We start from the raw sequence: 16,067 nt of genomic DNA, 5'->3' as shown, positions 1-16,067 counted from the left end.
ACCTAACGTGCCACCCAGAGGAAGTAGAGGACCAGCAGGACGACGCCCGTGAACAGCGTCAGGGCGTACGTGCCCACCCATCCCGTCTGCAGCCGCCGCACGCGATCTCCGATCCAGCCGGTGCCCTGGGCCACGCCATTCACCGCTCCGTCAATGCCCTGTTGATCGAAGGACTGCGCCAGCCAGTCGCCCAGGGCTTTCAGCGGGTTCACAATGGCGGCCATGTAGATCTCGTCCACGTAGTATCGGTGTTGTACCAGGCTGTCCAGCGGCCCCAGCGTCTGCCGGATATCGGACACCAGGCGGGGATGGCTCACGAAGGCGTAGTAGGCGAAATAGATGCCACCCAGGGCCACCAGGGCGGAGACGCCCATCAGGGCCCAGGCGATGGCCCCCGCCTCCCCCTCGTGCATGACCCCCTCGAAGACGGGCGTCAGCCAGCCGTGCAGCCAGGAGAGGTGCGGCAGGCCGATCACCCCTCCGATCGCGGCGCCGACGGCCAGGATGATCAGCGGCACCGTCATCACCCGGGGGGCCTCGTGCGCGTGTGTATGCAGCCGGCGGTCACGCGGGGTGCCCCAGAAGACCGTGAACACCGCTCGGAAGGAATACACGGCCGTCATGAAGGCGGTCGCGATCCCAATCAGCCACAACAGGGGGGAGCGCTCCCACGCGCCCAGGAGGATCTCATCCTTGGAGAAGAAGCCGGAGAGCAGCGGGAATCCCGCCAGCGCGGCCGCGCCGACGAGGAACGTCTTGTACGTGGTGGGCAGCTTGTCCCTAAGCCCGCCCATCCGGCGGATGTCCAGCTCTCCGTGCAGCGCGTGCATGACGCTTCCGGCGCCCAGGAAGAGCAGCGCCTTGAAGAAGGCGTGCGTGTAGAGGTGGAAGATGCCGGCGGTGAAGGACCCCACGCCGACGCCCAGGAACATGTACCCCAGTTGCGAGACGGTGGAATAGGCCAGGATGCGCTTCAGGTCCGTCTGGGCCAGCGCGATGGTGGCGGCGAAGAAGGCCGTCAGCACGCCGATCGTGGCCACCCAGGTCATGGCCGTCGGCGTCATGGCGTAGAGCGGCGCCATGCGGGCGATCATGTACACGCCGGCCGTCACCATGGTCGCCGCATGGATGAGGGCGCTGACCGGGGTCGGGCCCTCCATGGCGTCCGGGAGCCAGACGTACAGGGGGATCTGAGCGGATTTCCCCGTGGCGGCCACCAGCAGCAGGAGCCCGATCGCTGTGGCCGACAGCCCCAGGGCGGACAGGGCTTGGGGCTCGAACAGGGCCTGGAAGTTCAGCTGGCCGCTGAGCGCAAAGATCCAGATCATGGCGATGATGAACCCCGCGTCGCCGATGCGATTGACCAGGAAGGCCTTCTTGCCCGCGTCTGCCGCGCTCGGTTTGAAGAACCAGAACCCGATGAGCAGGTACGAGGCTAGCCCTACGCCCTCCCAGCCGATGAACATCTGGACGAAGTCGTTGGCCAGGACCAGGGTGAGCATCATGAGGACGAAGAGGTTCAGGTAGACGAAGTAGCGCACGTAGCGCTCGTCCTCCCACATGTAGCCAATGGAGTACACGTGGATCAGGAACCCCACGCCGGTGACCACCAGCGTCATAAGCACGGACAGGGGGTCGATGAGCAGGCCGATGTCCGTCTGGAATGAGCCGATGGTGATCCAGCGCCACAGCACCTGCTCTACGGTTCGCTCCTCGGGCGGCATGCCGTTCAGGGCGATGAACAGGGCCACCGCCACCAGGAAAGAGAGCAACACCGCGGCCGAGGCCACTATGCCGGTGACGTTCTTTCCCCAGCGACGCCCGAAGGCCAGGTTCAGAATGATCCCCAGCACGGGGAATGCCAGTGAAAGCCAGGCGTATTCCATCATAGTCCCTTACGCTTCCTCGCTATCCCCCAATCTCCAGCCTCAGAGATGAGCGATGGGAGATTGGGGATGGGAGATTACCAGCGCAGCAGGTGAATCTGGTCCACGTTGGTGGTATCGCGGTGTCGGGTGATCCCCATCACGATGGCCAGCCCGATGGCAACCTCCGCGGCTGCCACAGCCATGATCAAGAAGACGAATACCTGACCGTCCAGGGTGCCGAACTGGCGTGACAGGGCGACGAAGGTCAGGTTCACCGCGTTCATCATCATCTCGATGCACATGAAGATGATGAGGGCGTTGCGCCGGACGAGCACCCCCAGCGCTCCGATGGTGAAAATGACCCCTGCCAGGACCAGGTAGAGCGTTGTCGAGACCATCCCCTACTCCTTCGGCCGTCCTAACGGCGGCTTGATACGGCTTGCGACCACCATGGCGCCGATCATCGCAGCCAGGAGCAGCACCGAGGCCAGCTCGAACGGCAGCAGGTAGCGCGTGTACAGCAGGTAGCCCACCGCCTGGATGCTCCCCTGCTCCGGTGCACCCGCCGGCGAGCCCTGCGCTCCCGTGATCAGGGCGTAGGTCCCGCCCCCCAGGAACAGGATCGCCAGCACCAGGGCCAGGGCTCGAAGCACCGATCTCTCCCGGGCTACGATGTCGTTGACCGATTCGTTCCCGATCAGCATGACGACGAAGATGAAGAGCACGACGATCGCTCCGGCGTATACCAGGATCTGCGCCATGGCCAGGAACTGCGCGCCCAGCAACAGGTACAGCAGAGCCATGGAGGCGAAGTTGAGGAGCAGGAACAGGGCGCTATGGACCGCGTTGCGGCTCAGCACCACGCCCGCGCCGCCGGCCACGGCGGTCAAGGCGAAGAGAATAAACAGGAACCACTCCATGGGCTTACTCCTCCGGCCGGATAATCACGTTGGGCTCCGGCGGGTTGAGCAGGTCCTCCTTGGTGAGGACGAAGTCCTTGCGATCGTAATTCGCCAGCGCGTATTCGTGTCCCAGCACGATCGCCTCCACCGGGCAGGCCTCCTCGCAATCGCCGCAGAAGACGCAGCGCAGCAGGTTGATCTCGTATACCCGGGCATAGCGATCGCCGGGCGAGACCGGATTCTCCGGATCGTCCTCGGCCGCCTCCACGTAAATCGCCCCCGTAGGGCACGCTGCCTCGCATAGCTGGCATCCGATGCAGCGCTCCAGTCCGTTCTCGTATCGCCGCAGATAGTGGCGCCCGCGAAAGCGCGGATACACCAGGATCGGCTGATCGGGGGACTCCACGGTGAGCGGAGGCGTCGCCAGGTGTTTCAGCGTCACCCCCATCGCCTTCGCGATCTCTCGTGTCCCCTCGATGAAGTCCTTGATCGACATCTACGCTTTACTCCTTTGCGCCTTATCCCAGCATCACGACCAGGATCGCCGTGATGGCCAGGTAGATCAGCGACATCGGCAGCAGGTACCGCCAGCCGAAGTTCATCAGTTGATCGTAGCGCACGCGGGGGATGCTGGACCGCACCCAGACGAACAGGAAGAGCAGCAGGACGATCTTGATGCCCAGGTAGATCACCGACAGGAAGGGCAGCTGGTCCACGAAGGGGCCGCGCCAGCCGCCGAAGAACAGCGTCGCCATGATGGCGCTGGACGTGATCATGTGTAGGTATTCGGACAGGTAGAACAGGGCGAACTTGATGCCGCCGTACTCCGTCTGATACCCGGCGACCAGCTCGTTCTCCGTCTCCGGCAGGTCGAACGGCGAGCGGTTCGTTTCGGCCAGGGCGCAGATGAAGTAGAAGGGGAATCCCAGCCACAGCCAGATCCAGGCCCACAGCGGGCGAGGGCCATGCACGATCTGCACCAGGCTCAGGGTGCCGGTGATGAGCAGCAGGCTGGCCACCATGATCCCCATCGGCAGTTCGTAGGAGATCATCTGGGCGCTGGTGCGCAGGGCCCCCAGCAGGGAGTAGTTGTTGTTGCTGGCCCAGCCGGCCAACATCACCCCATACGTGCCCACCGAGGCGATGGCCGCCACGTAGAGCAGGGCCACGTTCACGTCCCCCATGTGCAGCGGGATCACCCGGCCGAACAGATGGAGATCGGGTCCGATGGGCACCACCGCGAAGATGGCGAACGCCGGCACCATGGCCAGGATCGGGGCCAGCAGGTAGACTGGCTTATCCACGTGCCCCGGAATGATCTCCTCTTTCAGCATTAGCTTCCCCGCATCCGCCAGCGGCTGCAGGATCCCGTATTTGCCCGCCCGGTTGGGGCCGTACCGGATCTGGAAACGCGCCACCAGCTTGCGTTCGAACAGGGTCAGGTAGGCTGTAGCGGCCAGCAGCGCCAACAGGATGATGATGCCCTTGATTACTGGTATGACGATGAGCCCTATCCAATCCATAAGGCGACTCCACGGTCCCTCGAGGCCTGGCGCAAGGCCACCCCCTTAGAATCTCGACAAAGGATTGCCACGGATGTTAAACGTCACTCTCTTCTCGCAAAATCTCTTCCAGTTGCAAGGCCACCTTGGGCAACTCGTCTACGGCGATTTGCCACACAATGTCCAGATTGACACCGAAGTAATGGTGAATTAGCCGATCTCGGACCCCGGCCATACCCTTCCTATGGAACGTCCGGATGCCTTTCCCGTAAATCTCTCGTCAGATTCTTGGTCGCTTCGCCGATGATTTCCAGATTACGAATGACAGCATCTTGCGTCTTTGTGTCCTCCGAGAAGGTTTGATATGTCATCCCTGTGATGTATTCCCCTATGCGGCGAATAGCTTCTTGAATGTCGCTTAGAAAGTCCCTATCTGCCCGCTCAGACATATATGATGCTCTCCGCAATGTCCTGGGCAACGCGGGATATCCGGATTGTTCGAAGGCCATCGGGAGTTAATACATCTACCCTTCTGCCCAGCAAGCGTTCCAGGTACTCTACAAGCTCGATGAACCTGAACCCAATGGGATGCTCAAACTCCACAATGATGTCCACGTCGCTGGTCTCATCGGGTTGGCCTTTGGCGTAGGAACCAAAAATCCCCACCCTCTTGACGCCATATTCAGCGGCAAGGAAAGGGTAATGCTCACGGAGCAGTTCAATGATCTGTTCTCTCGTAGACATACCAGATCCTTATCCCCTCTTCTGGACGTCGACGAGTATCCCCGGCCCGGTGGTCCCCATCAGCGTCTCCGCCGGCGCCCCGGGCAGGCTGTACGCCAGGGCCACCACGCCCGGGCGCACCGTGCGATCCGGCCGGGCGGGCAGCCCCGTGCGGCGAGGACACCCGCACCGGATCCCCGTCCTGAATCCCCAGACGCTTCATATCCTCGGGGTTCAGGCGCGCCGCCGGCTCCGCCAGCAGGCTGCCGAGTTGTGGCGTCGTGCGGATCAGCGTCCCGTGGTCGTACAGGAGCCGATCGACCAGCAGCCGGAATGGGCGTTCCGGATCCGTGAGTGCGTGCGGTGGGGCCACCTCCTGGAATCTCCGGGGCCTGCCGAGGTCGTCCAGCGGCCACTGCTGCCCCTGCTCGCCCAGGGCCTCCCACTCCAGCCCGGCGTATTGGGGCACCGCTCGCGTGATCTCGCGCAGCACCTCCTGGATAGAGGCGTAGCTCCATCGCTCCTGCGGGGAGCGCTTTGCCTTCTTGCGCTTGCGTCGGCGCGTCTCCCCGGCCGTTCGGATAGGCCAGCGGCGGGCCAGCTCGGTGAGAATCTCCCAATCCGGCCGCGCCTGCTGCCAGGGGCGAAAGGCCTGAGGCGCCCGCTGCACCCGGCGCTCCAGATTGGTGTAGGTGCCGTTCGTCTCCGCGTACGTCGTCGCGGGCAGCACCACATCGGCCCGCTTCGCCGTCTCGGTCAGGAACGCGTCCTGGACGACCAGGAAGTCCAGGTTCTCCAGCGCGGCGGCTGCCCAGGCCCCCTCCGACGCGGGGTCGGCGCCCATGACGTACAGCGCCTTCAGGTCGCCGTTCGCGGCCGCCGTCAGCATCTGCGTATAGGTCAGGCCCGGCTCCTCCGGCACCTCGCTACCCCACAGGCGGCGGAGCCGCTCTCGTGCCCCGGCGTCGGTGACGGGCATATGGCCGGGCAGATAGGCGGGCAACACGCCCATGTCTCGGGCGCCCTGGCTGTTGGCGTCGGGGCCCATGTAGGCCACACGATCGCGCCCGAGCAGGAGCTCCAGATTGGCCAGCGCGGCCGCGCTGGCCTGGGCCTCCCGGCCGCGCACCACGTCGGGGCCGTATAGGACCAGCGGACGCTCGCTTTCCTGTAGGAGCGCGGCCGCCTGTTGCAGCGCGCTCGCGTCCACCTCGCTCAGGCCCGCGACGACCTGGGGCGGGAACGCCTCCAGCTCCGCCAGGAGCTCTCGCCCGCCCGCTATGCGCCGCACCAGCCGCTCGAAGCGCTCGTGCTGGATCAGAAGGGCCATCAGGCCGTTCAGGACCACCGCCTCCGTGCCCGGCAGCGCGGGCAGGTGCAATCCGTAGGCCGCGTCCTCGGTCCGGCGCGGGTGGATGACGATCACCCTGGCGCCGTTCCGCTTGACGGCCCGCTTGAAGAACATGGCCAGGACGGGCGGCTCCTCTGCCAGATGTACGCCCACCAGGACGAACAGGTCCGCCCGGTGGATTTCCTCGATGGAGGACAGCCCTCGGGGATCGGCCAGGACGTCCCCGCCGCCCCGATGGTCGATGTTGTTGGTGTCCACCATCAGGCGGAAGAACTTCTGCAGCAGGTAGTTGGCCTCATTGCTCGCCTTGGGCGATCCGATGGCGCCCACCGCCTCCGGTTGCTCCCGGGCCCTGCGGGACAGCTCATCCACGACCCGCTGCAGCGCCTCGTCCCATGTGGCCGGACGCAGTTCTCCGCCCTCCCGGATGAGCGGCTGGCTGAGCCGCTCGGAATGGTGGAAGAATCCCTGGGCGAACCGCCCCTTGTCGCAGATCCATTGATCGTTGACGGCCGCGTTCTCCCGGCTGACGATGCGCCGTACCTGGTTGGTGCGCACATCGATGCGCAGATTGCACCCCTGCGAGCAGTGGATGCATACGCTGGGCACCCGGGTCAGGCGCCAGGGCCGGTACTGGAAGCGGGAGATCCGGCTGGTCAGCGCCCCCACGGGGCAGATGTCGATGATGTTGCCGCTGGTCTTGGCGGTCACCGGGTGATCCGGGTGGATGTCGATCACGGTCTCCCCGCCCCGATGGTAGAGCCCCAGTTGCGGCTTGTCCTCCCACTCCTCCAGGTAGCGGATGCAACGCCAGCAGACGACGCAGCGCTCCTGGTCCAGCAGGATCAGGTCGGAGATGAGGCGGTGTTTGTCTTTGTGTACCTTCTCCTCGATGAAGTGGCTCTCTCCCGGCCCGTGCTCCATCGCCTGGTCCTGGAGGATGCACTCGCCGCCCTTGTCGCAGATGGGGCAATCCAGGGGGTGGTTGGCGAGGATGAACTCCAGCGTGGCCTCTCGGGCCTCTCGGGCGCGAGGGCTGTCGTAATGGACCGTCAGGCCCTCCGTGACGGGCGTCGTGCACGCCGTCGTCAGCCGGAGCCCGCGCGGCGTCTCGATCTCGACCAGGCACATGCGGCAGGCACCGATGGGCTCCAGCTTTGGATGGGCGCAGAAGGTCGGGATGTCGATGCCGGCCGCTTTGGCCGCACGCGTCAAGGGGATCCCCTTGGGGGCCTTGATCTCTTTGCCGTCTATCGTGATGGTGACATATTCGGTCATGCACGCATCCTCTGCCAGCCCAGCTCAGTCGCGTTCGTGCGCCGGCATCCCCACATCCGGCCGATAGACCGGTCGCACGGGCAATGGAGGGACTTCGCCGGTAGGGTTCGTCTCTTCAATATACGCTTCCAGCTCCGCCCGGAATCGCTTGATGGCGCTGGTGATCCCCCAGACCGCTGCGGGGCCGAAGGGACAGAAGGTCTGCTGTTCGATGAACTTCGCCAGGCGAAGGATCTCGTCCAGGTCCTCTTTGCGCCCCTCCCCGGAGCGGATACGCTGGAGGATCTTCTCCAGCCATCCCGTCCCCTCACGGCAGGGGGCGCATTTCCCGCACGACTCCTCGCGGTAGAAGGCGATGGTACGCTCCATGACCTCGATCAGCGAGGTGCCTTCGCACATGACGATGATGCCGGCCGAGCCCAGGAGCGATCCGACCTCCTGCACGGACTCGAAGTCCAGGGGGGTGTCCAGATGCTCTGCGGTCAGTATGGGCATGGAGAGGCCGCCAGGGACGATGGCCTTCACCGGCCGATCATCCAGCGTCCCCCCCGCGTGCTCGTAGATCAGCTCCCGCAGCGTGATGCCGTGGGGCAGCTCGTAGACGCCGGGCTTTCGCACCTCGCCGCTGAGGGCGAAGAGGCGGAAGCCTGGGCTCCTCTCCGTCCCGAAGGAGCGATACCATTCCACCCCGTGCTTCACGATGTGTGGCACGTTGGCCAGGGTCTCCACGTTGTTCACAATGGTCGGCTTGCGGTAGAGCCCCTCCGACGCGGGGAAGGGGGGCTTCAGCCTCGGGTGCCCGCGCTGTCCCTCCAGCGAGGAGAGCAGCGCCGTCTCCTCGCCGCAAATGTACGCGCCGGCGCCGCGATGGACGATCACATCCAGGCTGTAGTTGCTCCCGAGGATGTTCCGCCCCAGGTAGTTGTTCTCGTAGGCCTCCTGGATCGCCTGCTGCAGCCGGGCGTATGGGAACCCGTACTCCCCCCGGATGTAGATGAACGCCTTCTCCGCCTGGATGGCGTATGCGGCGATGATGATCCCCTCCAGCACCTGGTGGGGGTCGTATTCCATCAGGATGCGGTCCTTGAAGGTGCCCGGCTCGCTCTCGTCGGCGTTGCACACCAGGTAGCGTGGGAAGACGCCCTGGGGGATGAAGGACCACTTCACGCCCGCCGGGAAGCCGGCGCCGCCGCGCCCCCGCAGCCCGGAGAGCTTCACGGTCTCGACCACCTGCTCGGGCGTCATCTCCGAGAGGGCTTTCCGCAGCGCCTGGTATCCCCCGTCCTCCACGTAGGTCGCCAGGCGATGGGAGTCCGGCTTCGTCACCCGCGCCAGCAGGACCTTGGGCTCCATGCCCCCGAAGTGGGCCGGCCCCATCGGCTCCGGCTCCACGGGCAGGGGCTGTTCGGCGTTAGCTCGCAGCTCGGCCAGGATCTCGTCGATCCGCTCCGGGGTCAGCGCCTCGTAGTAGCGGGGGAGCTCCTGGCCCCGCTTGCGCACGCTCATCACCGGGGCGGTCCCGCACGATCCGAGGCATTCGGCGTGATCCAATGTGAAGAGGCCGTCCTCGGTGGTTTCTCCCCATCCCTTCAACCCCAGCCTCTCCATTAAGTGACGAGCGCATTCGTCCGCCCCGCGGAGTTTGCAGGAGACGTTGGTGCATATCTCCAGGTGGTAGAGCCCCTTGGGCGCTTTGTAGTACATGTTGTAGAATCCGACGAAGGCGTGTACCTCCGCGGGGTCCAGGCCGAACAGCTCGGCCACCTCCTCCTCCACCTCCGGCGGCACCCAGCCGAGCTCTCGTTGCACCACGTGGAGGGCCGGGCCCAACGCCGAGCGGGGATGAGGGTATCTTCGCATCAGGGTTTGGATCTCTTGCTTGGTTGCGTCCGAAAGCATATGGTTCCCCCGCGCCTTACGTGTTACGCCGCGCTCCTGTCCCCCTGGTCTCGCGCTTTACCGATCCACCTCGCCCAGCACGATGTCCACGGAGCCGATGTTGGTCACCAGATCCGCCACCAGATGGCCGCGGGACATGGGGTCCAGCGCCTGGAGGTTGACGAAGGAGGGGCCGCGCACCCGCAGCCGATATGGATGCGCGCTGCCATCGCTGACGATGAAGATCCCGAACTCTCCCTTGGGATTCTCCGTGCTCATGTAAACCTGTCCGGGCGGCGGCTTGAGCCCCTCGGTGACCAGTTTGAAGTGGTGGATCAGAGCCTCCATGCTGGTGTCCAGCTCCTCCCGTGGGGGCAACGCCACCTTGTGGTTCCTCGTCTTGTACGGCCCGTCGGGGAGGTTGTCCAAAGCCTGCTCGATGATACGCAGGCTCTGGCGCATCTCGTTCACGCGCACCAGGTAGCGTGCGTACGCGTCCCCGTCGGTTGACGTCGGGATCTCGAAATCGTAGTTCTCATACCCCGAGTAGGGGCGCACCTTGCGCAGGTCATAGGGGACGCCGGCCGCTCGCAGCAGGGGGCCGGTGACGCCCAGGGCGATGGCCTGCTTCGCCGTCAGCTTGCCGATCCCCTGGGTGCGCTTGCGCCAGACGGGGTTGTCCGTCAGCATGCGTTCGTACTCGTCCAGGCGGGCGGGCATCAGCGCCAGGAAGTCCCGCGCCCGGGACTCGAAGGCGGGCGGTAGATCGCGCCATACGCCGCCGATGCGGATGTAGGAGGTGGTCAGCCGGGCGCCGCAGATCATCTCGAACATGTCCAGGATCATCTCCCGCTCCCGGAAGACGTACATCAGCAGCGCGTGGATGGTGCCCGAGATGTCCATGGCGTGGGTGCCCAGCCAGACCAGGTGGGCGGCGATGCGCTGTAGTTCGGCCACGATAACGCGGATGACCTGCGCCCGCGGCGGCACCTCGATCCCCAGCAGCTTCTCGACGGCCAGGACGTAGCCCAGGTTGTTGTTCATGGCCGCCGTGTAATCCAGGCGGTCGGTGTAGTAGACGAAATCCTTGTAGCGAACGCTCTCCCCCTGCTTCTCAAAGCCGGAGTGCAGGTAGCCCACGTCCGGCGTCACCCGGACGACCCGTTCCCCTTCCAGCTCCACGATCAGCCGCAGCACGCCGTGGGTGGAGGGGTGCTGTGGCCCCATGTTGATGATCAGGTGCTGCTCCGGGTTCATGCCCGGGGGGATCTCCTGCGGCGGGATCTCCGGCCGAAGGATCTGGCGGCCCAGGCTCTCGAACTCCGGGTCGGACCAGTTTACCGTGAAGGGGATCGGCTCGCCCCCGCGCGGGTAGTCCTTGCGCAGGGGGTGTCCCTCCCAATCGTTGGGCATCAGGATGCGGCGCAGGTCCGGATGCCCCTGGAAACGGATCCCCATCAAGTCGTAGACCTCTCGCTCCAGCCAGTTAGCCGTCGGCCAGATATCCACGACCGAGGGGACGGTGGGCTTGTCCCGGCCGGATAGGGGGACCAACAGCCGCAGGCGGCGGTTGAAGGGAATGGAGTGAAGCTGGTAGACGGCTACGAAGCGGGGCTCCTCGCCCAGGCCCAGCCGGTCGTAGGAGGTGACGTCCACGCAGTGATCGAAGCGCATCTCCGGATCGTCCCGCAGGAAGCGAGCGATCTCCAGCAGGTGGTCGGGCTGGATGGTCACGATCTGGTCGCCGCAGCACTCCTCGGTCGCCAGGACGGCGTCCGGGAAGCGCCTCTGGAGCTCGTTGACCACCCGGCGTTCCCCTTCCACGTCGGGGCTATAGGGGACTGACATGACCGTCTCGCTCATGGCCCTATAAGCCACGGTTTACCCCTCCTCCGGCATGGCGGCCTGCTTGCGTAGCCAGGGGAGGTCCCCGCGCATGGCCGCCCGCTCACGAGAGATCTTGGCTTGCAGCTTCTCCAGGCCGTAGAAGAGGGCCTCCGGCCTGGGAGGGCAGCCGGGGATATACACATCCACCGGGATGATCTTGTCCACCCCCTGGATGATGGCGTAGTTGTTGAAGGGCCCTCCGGCGGAGGCGCAGATGCCCATGGCGATGACCCACTTGGGCTCCAGCATCTGGTCGTACAGGCGCTTGATGACGGGGGCCATCTTGTTGGACACCCGCCCGGCCACGATCATCAGGTCCGCCTGTCGTGGGGAGGCCCGGAAGACCTCCGAGCCGAAGCGGGAGATGTCGTGGCGGCTGGTGCCGGAGGTGATCATCTCGATGGCGCAGCAGGCCAGGCCGAACAGCAGCGGCCAGACCGAGTAGCGCCGACTCCAATTGATCATCTGTTCCAGAGTGGTCAGCACATATCCCTGCGAGTTCATGCCCTCTTGCCCTGCGGCCAGGGAAAAGTCATGCTCCATCGCTCGCTCCTCATGGGCGGATGCCTGTGGCTTCCGCCTCGCTTTCATCTCCGGCTTCGGTTGAGCTCCTCTGACAAAACTTTCGTCCCGTCGGCGTCGTCAACCCTGATCGGGTAGGATATGCAATCGGTTGTTTCGCTCTGAGCGATATGGATCGAGGCGGTGAGGTCAGATCCAACTGCCGGTGGAAAACGCCCGGCAGGCGCTGGTGGGCGTTACAGCCAATCCAATCCCCCTTTTCGCCACGCGTAGATGTAACCTACCAGCAGGATCCCCAGGAAGACGGCCATCTCGATGATGCCGAACCAGCGCAGGCGACGCAGGAGGACGGCCCACGGATACAGGAAGAGCACCTCGATATCGAACAGCACGAAGAGGATGGCCACCATGTAGTAGTGCACGGGGAAGCGGCGACGGGGAAGAGAGAAGGGCCGCAAGCCCGACTCGTATGGCTCCAGTTTGGTGGGGGTTGGACGCTTAGGTCCTAACAGGGTGGGAAAAAGCAAAGCGATCACGGCCAACGCCGTGGAGAGGAAGAGCAAAATCAGGATCGGCACGTAATCGACGAGCATGTTCCCTCCCATAGTGATAGCGCCGGCCGCGCCGAAAGAGAGACGGCTGGCACCTCGATCCCTTTCCCTATTCCCTCGAAATTTCGTGCATTCTATTACAAAACGGAGAAGGTGTCAAAGAAGGGGGGACGCCGTAACCGTTCTGGGCCCCGGCGGGGATGGGGCGATGCCGACATAGGCGCAGCATCGACCCACTGCCACGAAGGGCCCGACGTCGCCAGCGTATTTGTGCCTTCCCTGCCCCTGTGTTATACTCGATGTACTGAGATTGAGTATCATTTACGGATGGGGCGATGTGGGATCATCGAAGTGCGGCTGATCTGCCGCTGGCGAAGCAACTGGCGAAACACGGGTTGAAGCTCACCCGTCCCCGTCTCGCCATCGTGCAGGTGCTGAGCGAGTATCCCGGGCATCTGAGCACCCAGGAGATATGGGAGAGGGCCCGTTCCTTGTACCGGCCGTTGGGGCGGGCGACGACCTTTCGCACCATCCATCAGATGGTCCTGCTGGGGTTGTTGCGTCCCCTCCCGTTGGGCAAGGGGGAGCAACGGTACATGGTCGTGCGGGGAGGGCATCATCACCACGTGATCTGCACACACTGTGGCTCCATGGTCGAGCTGCCCGAGTGCCCGCTGGTCGAGCTCGCGGAGGAGGTGGCCGCCTCCTCCGGGTTCCGGATCACGGGGCACCTGGTGGAGTTCTTCGGGCTGTGTCATGAGTGCCAGAATATCCGGGAGAGTTGAACATCATGGGATCGCGGTCCGTGTATCGGGCTCTGTTGCTCATTTTATTAATCGGCATGGTGTGGGTGGCGGGGTGCGCCTCCGGGGAGAAGGCGGGACCTGCGCCGACGGAGGCGGCGGGAGAAGCCGAGGAGGGCGGCCAGGAGGCTCTGCCGACGCTGACGCCGGTGGCGCTGGAGGATGGGGAGAGGCTGCACGTGGTGGCCAGCACGAGCATCGTCGGCGATGTGGTGGCGCATGTGGGGGGCGACCTCATCGATCTGACGGTGCTCATGGGGCCGGGACAGGATCCCCATAGCTACGAGCCGACGGCCAGGGACATCGCCGCCATCTCGGAGGCGCATGTGATCTTCATCAACGGCCTGGGGCTCGAGGAGGGGCTGGAGCGGACCATCCGGGCGGCCGCCGATCGCGGCCAGCCGGTGGTGCCGGTATCCGCGGGCGTGCAGACGCTGACGATGAACTCCTCGGAGCACGGGGAGTCGGGTCGGCCGGACCCCCATACCTGGTTCGATCCCAACAACGTCCTCGTGTGGGTGGACAACATCGAGGGCACGCTGTCCGCCCTGGATCCGGCCCACGCGTCCGACTACGCGACGCGGGCGGAGGCGTATCGTCAGCAGTTGCGAGAGCTGGACGCGTACATCCGTGAGCAGGTGGAGCGCATCCCGCCGGAGCGGCGTAAGCTGGTCACCGATCACCTGGCGTTCGGCTACTTCGCCGCCCGCTACGGATTCCAGGTCATCGGCGCGGTGATCCCCGGCTTCAGCACCGTCGCCGAGCCCTCCGCCTCTGACCTGGCCAGGCTGACGGCTCAGGTGCGCGAGGCGGGGGTGCCGGCCGTCTTCGTCGGGCGGACGACGAACCCTCGCATGACCCAGGTGCTGGCGAAGGAGGCGGGCGTTCGCGTGCTGTCGCTTTACATTGGGTCGTTGGGGGAGCCGGGGAGCGGCGCGGAGGACTACATCGGCATGATGCGTACGAATGTGGAGACCATTGTGAAGGGGTTGACCCGTTCATGAGCAGACGAGGGAGAGGGAAGGGTTCTGGCGTGGGGATCACGCAGCTTTTCCAGCGACCGGTTCCGCATCGGGAGGCCGAGCCGGTCATTCGGCTGACGAACGTCACCGTGCGCTACAACGGTGGATCGCCCGTCCTGGAGGACATCAGCTTCACCCTGCAGCGGGGCGAGCGGGTGGCGGTCGTGGGGCCCAACGGCGCGGGGAAGAGCACGCTTCTCAAGGTGATCGCTGGCATCCTGCACCCCACGTCCGGCCGGGTGGATATCTACGGCCACGAGCCGGGCGGCCACATCTGCATCGCCTATGTGCCGCAGCGGAACCAGGTGGACTGGTCCTTCCCCGTCACTGTGGCCGATGTGGTGATGATGGGGCGGGTGAGCCGGTTGGGGCTGCTGCGATGGCCGCGTCGCAGGGATTGGGAGATCGTCCATGAGAGCCTGCGGCTGGTGGGCATGGAGGAGATGGCTGATCGCCAGATCGGCGAGCTCTCCGGCGGGCAGCAGCAGCGGATCTTCATTGCCCGGGCGCTGGCCCAGGAGGCGGAGATCCTGCTGATGGACGAGCCGTTCACCGGGTTGGACATGCCCTCGCAGGAGGCCCTCCTGCACGTCCTCGACCAGTTGCGGGAGCGGGAGGTCACGGTCCTGATCTCCACTCACGATCTCAGCCAGGCGGCCGATCGGTTCGATCGCATCCTGCTGCTGAACCGGCGGCTGATCGCCATCGGGCGCGCCGAAGAGGTGTTGGATCTCACCCACCTCGCGGCGGCATATGGCGGTCGGCTCACGACGCTGAACACCGAGCAGGGCACGATGGTCGTGCCCGATACCTGCTGTAGCCCGGGGGCGGATCATGTTTGAGTGGTTGATCGAGCCGTTGCGCTACACCTTTATGATCCGGGGCCTCGCGGCCGCCATCCTGGTGGGCACCGTGTGTGCGGTGGTCGGCACCTACGTTGTGCTGCGCGGGATGGCCTTCCTGGGGGACGCGCTGGCCCACGCCATCCTGCCGGGGGTCGCGATCGCCTACCTGCTGGGGGGCGGCGCGCAGGGGCCGCTGTTCTGGGGCGGCCTGGTGGCCGGCGTGGGGACCGCGTTGGGGATCGGCGCCATCACCCGCGGGGGGCAGATCAAGGAGGACACGGCCATCGGCATCCTGTTCGCCGGCATGTTCGCCTTGGGGATCGCATTGATCTCGTCCGTGCGCAGTTACACGGTGGATTTGACCCACTTCCTCTTCGGGAACGTGTTGGGCGTGACCGACGCGGACCTGTATCTGACGGCGATCTTCGGTGGGCTCGTCCTGCTCCTGGTACTGGCCTTCTACAAGGAGTTCCTGGTGATCTCCTTCGACCCGATCCTGGCGGAGACATTGCGGCTGCCGGACACCTTCCTCCGCCATCTGTTGCTGGTCATGATCGCGATCACCATCGTCGTCTCGTTGCAGACGGTTGGCATCGCCCTGATGGTGGCCATGCTGGTGACGCCGGCGGCCACGGCCTATATGCTCACCCGAAGGTTGCCCGTCATGATGGTGCTGGGCGCGCTCATCGGGGCGGGCTCGGGCGTCGTCGGCCTGTACCTGTCGTACTACATGAACATCGCGTCGGGATCGGCCATCGTGCTCACCTGCACGGCGCTGTTCCTGCTGGCGTTCCTGTTGGCGCCCGGCCGCGGCCTGGTATGGCAGCGGCTGCGCGATCGGCAGGCCTCCTCGTAATCCCACCCGGCCGATCCGGCCACGCCTCGGTAACACAGGCGATTTCCTCACGGTAGGGGCGACGCATGCGTCGCCCCTA

At 65.0% G+C, this 16,067-nt stretch carries 15 protein-coding genes and 1 pseudogene; 4 read left to right on the top strand and 12 right to left on the bottom strand.

Annotation, left to right across the window (positions count from 1 at the left end):
• Window positions 1-2: 2 nt before the first annotated feature.
• The 12 genes and pseudogenes from nuoL to ndhC form a co-directional block, all read right to left on the bottom strand.
• Entirely contained in the window at window positions 3-1,889 is a 1,887-nt protein-coding gene (gene nuoL, locus GXP39_14940) for an NADH-quinone oxidoreductase subunit L (GenBank protein ID NOZ29329.1), read from the bottom strand.
• Between the two features lie 74 nt (window positions 1,890-1,963).
• Window positions 1,964-2,266, bottom strand: a complete 303-nt coding sequence (nuoK, locus tag GXP39_14935) for an NADH-quinone oxidoreductase subunit NuoK (protein ID NOZ29328.1) — start codon at window positions 2,264-2,266, stop codon at window positions 1,964-1,966.
• 3 nt (window positions 2,267-2,269) lie between these two features.
• Window positions 2,270-2,788 (bottom strand): NADH-quinone oxidoreductase subunit J, encoded by a 519-nt coding sequence (locus GXP39_14930; GenBank protein ID NOZ29327.1) that lies wholly within the window; start codon window positions 2,786-2,788, stop codon window positions 2,270-2,272.
• Between the two features lie 4 nt (window positions 2,789-2,792).
• Complete coding sequence (gene nuoI, locus GXP39_14925) at window positions 2,793-3,266, bottom strand: NADH-quinone oxidoreductase subunit NuoI (protein NOZ29326.1); 474 nt, start codon at window positions 3,264-3,266, stop codon at window positions 2,793-2,795.
• A 22-nt stretch (window positions 3,267-3,288) separates the two neighbouring features.
• Window positions 3,289-4,293: an NADH-quinone oxidoreductase subunit NuoH gene (gene nuoH, locus GXP39_14920; protein NOZ29325.1), complete on the bottom strand. Its 1,005-nt coding sequence runs from the start codon at window positions 4,291-4,293 to the stop codon at window positions 3,289-3,291.
• A gap of 76 nt (window positions 4,294-4,369) precedes the next feature.
• Window positions 4,370-4,721, bottom strand: a pseudogene (locus GXP39_14915) (DUF86 domain-containing protein).
• The gene (locus tag GXP39_14910; GenBank protein ID NOZ29324.1) at window positions 4,714-5,016 is read right to left on the bottom strand and encodes a nucleotidyltransferase family protein; all 303 of its coding nucleotides are present in this window, start codon (window positions 5,014-5,016) and stop codon (window positions 4,714-4,716) included. The pseudogene GXP39_14915 and the gene GXP39_14910 overlap by 8 nt, the downstream one beginning before the upstream one ends.
• Entirely contained in the window at window positions 4,991-7,624 is a 2,634-nt protein-coding gene (nuoG, locus tag GXP39_14905; protein ID NOZ29323.1) for an NADH-quinone oxidoreductase subunit NuoG, read from the bottom strand. Before nuoG ends, GXP39_14910 begins: the two co-directional genes overlap by 26 nt.
• 24 nt (window positions 7,625-7,648) lie before the next feature.
• Window positions 7,649-9,484: an NADH-quinone oxidoreductase subunit NuoF gene (nuoF, locus tag GXP39_14900; GenBank protein NOZ29322.1), complete on the bottom strand. Its 1,836-nt coding sequence runs from the start codon at window positions 9,482-9,484 to the stop codon at window positions 7,649-7,651.
• Between the two features lie 96 nt (window positions 9,485-9,580).
• On the bottom strand, window positions 9,581-11,350 hold the full coding sequence (nuoD, locus tag GXP39_14895; protein ID NOZ29321.1) for an NADH dehydrogenase (quinone) subunit D: 1,770 nt from the start codon (window positions 11,348-11,350) through the stop codon (window positions 9,581-9,583).
• A gap of 33 nt (window positions 11,351-11,383) precedes the next feature.
• Window positions 11,384-11,932: an NADH-quinone oxidoreductase subunit B gene (locus tag GXP39_14890; GenBank protein NOZ29320.1), complete on the bottom strand. Its 549-nt coding sequence runs from the start codon at window positions 11,930-11,932 to the stop codon at window positions 11,384-11,386.
• 215 nt (window positions 11,933-12,147) lie between these two features.
• Window positions 12,148-12,504 (bottom strand): NAD(P)H-quinone oxidoreductase subunit 3, encoded by a 357-nt coding sequence (gene ndhC / locus GXP39_14885; GenBank protein ID NOZ29319.1) that lies wholly within the window; start codon window positions 12,502-12,504, stop codon window positions 12,148-12,150.
• 293 nt (window positions 12,505-12,797) lie between these two features.
• Here ndhC and GXP39_14880 point away from each other — a divergent pair, with 293 nt between their 5' ends.
• Genes GXP39_14880 through GXP39_14865 form a run of 4 tightly spaced genes read left to right on the top strand, consistent with a single transcriptional unit; the run spans window position 12,798 to window position 15,988 of the window.
• Complete coding sequence (locus tag GXP39_14880) at window positions 12,798-13,247, top strand: transcriptional repressor (protein NOZ29318.1); 450 nt, start codon at window positions 12,798-12,800, stop codon at window positions 13,245-13,247.
• A 5-nt stretch (window positions 13,248-13,252) separates the two neighbouring features.
• On the top strand, window positions 13,253-14,269 hold the full coding sequence (locus GXP39_14875; protein ID NOZ29317.1) for a zinc ABC transporter substrate-binding protein: 1,017 nt from the start codon (window positions 13,253-13,255) through the stop codon (window positions 14,267-14,269).
• The gene (locus GXP39_14870; protein NOZ29316.1) at window positions 14,266-15,129 is read left to right on the top strand and encodes a metal ABC transporter ATP-binding protein; all 864 of its coding nucleotides are present in this window, start codon (window positions 14,266-14,268) and stop codon (window positions 15,127-15,129) included. The genes GXP39_14875 and GXP39_14870 overlap by 4 nt, the downstream gene beginning before the upstream one ends.
• On the top strand, window positions 15,122-15,988 hold the full coding sequence (locus GXP39_14865) for a metal ABC transporter permease (protein NOZ29315.1): 867 nt from the start codon (window positions 15,122-15,124) through the stop codon (window positions 15,986-15,988). Before GXP39_14870 ends, GXP39_14865 begins: the two co-directional genes overlap by 8 nt.
• Window positions 15,989-16,067 lie beyond the last annotated feature (79 nt).

This window comes from Chloroflexota bacterium (genome assembly GCA_013152435.1).
Lineage (GTDB): Bacteria > Chloroflexota > Anaerolineae > DUEN01 > DUEN01 > DUEN01.
This window is presented reverse-complemented; position numbering and strand designations above follow the sequence as displayed.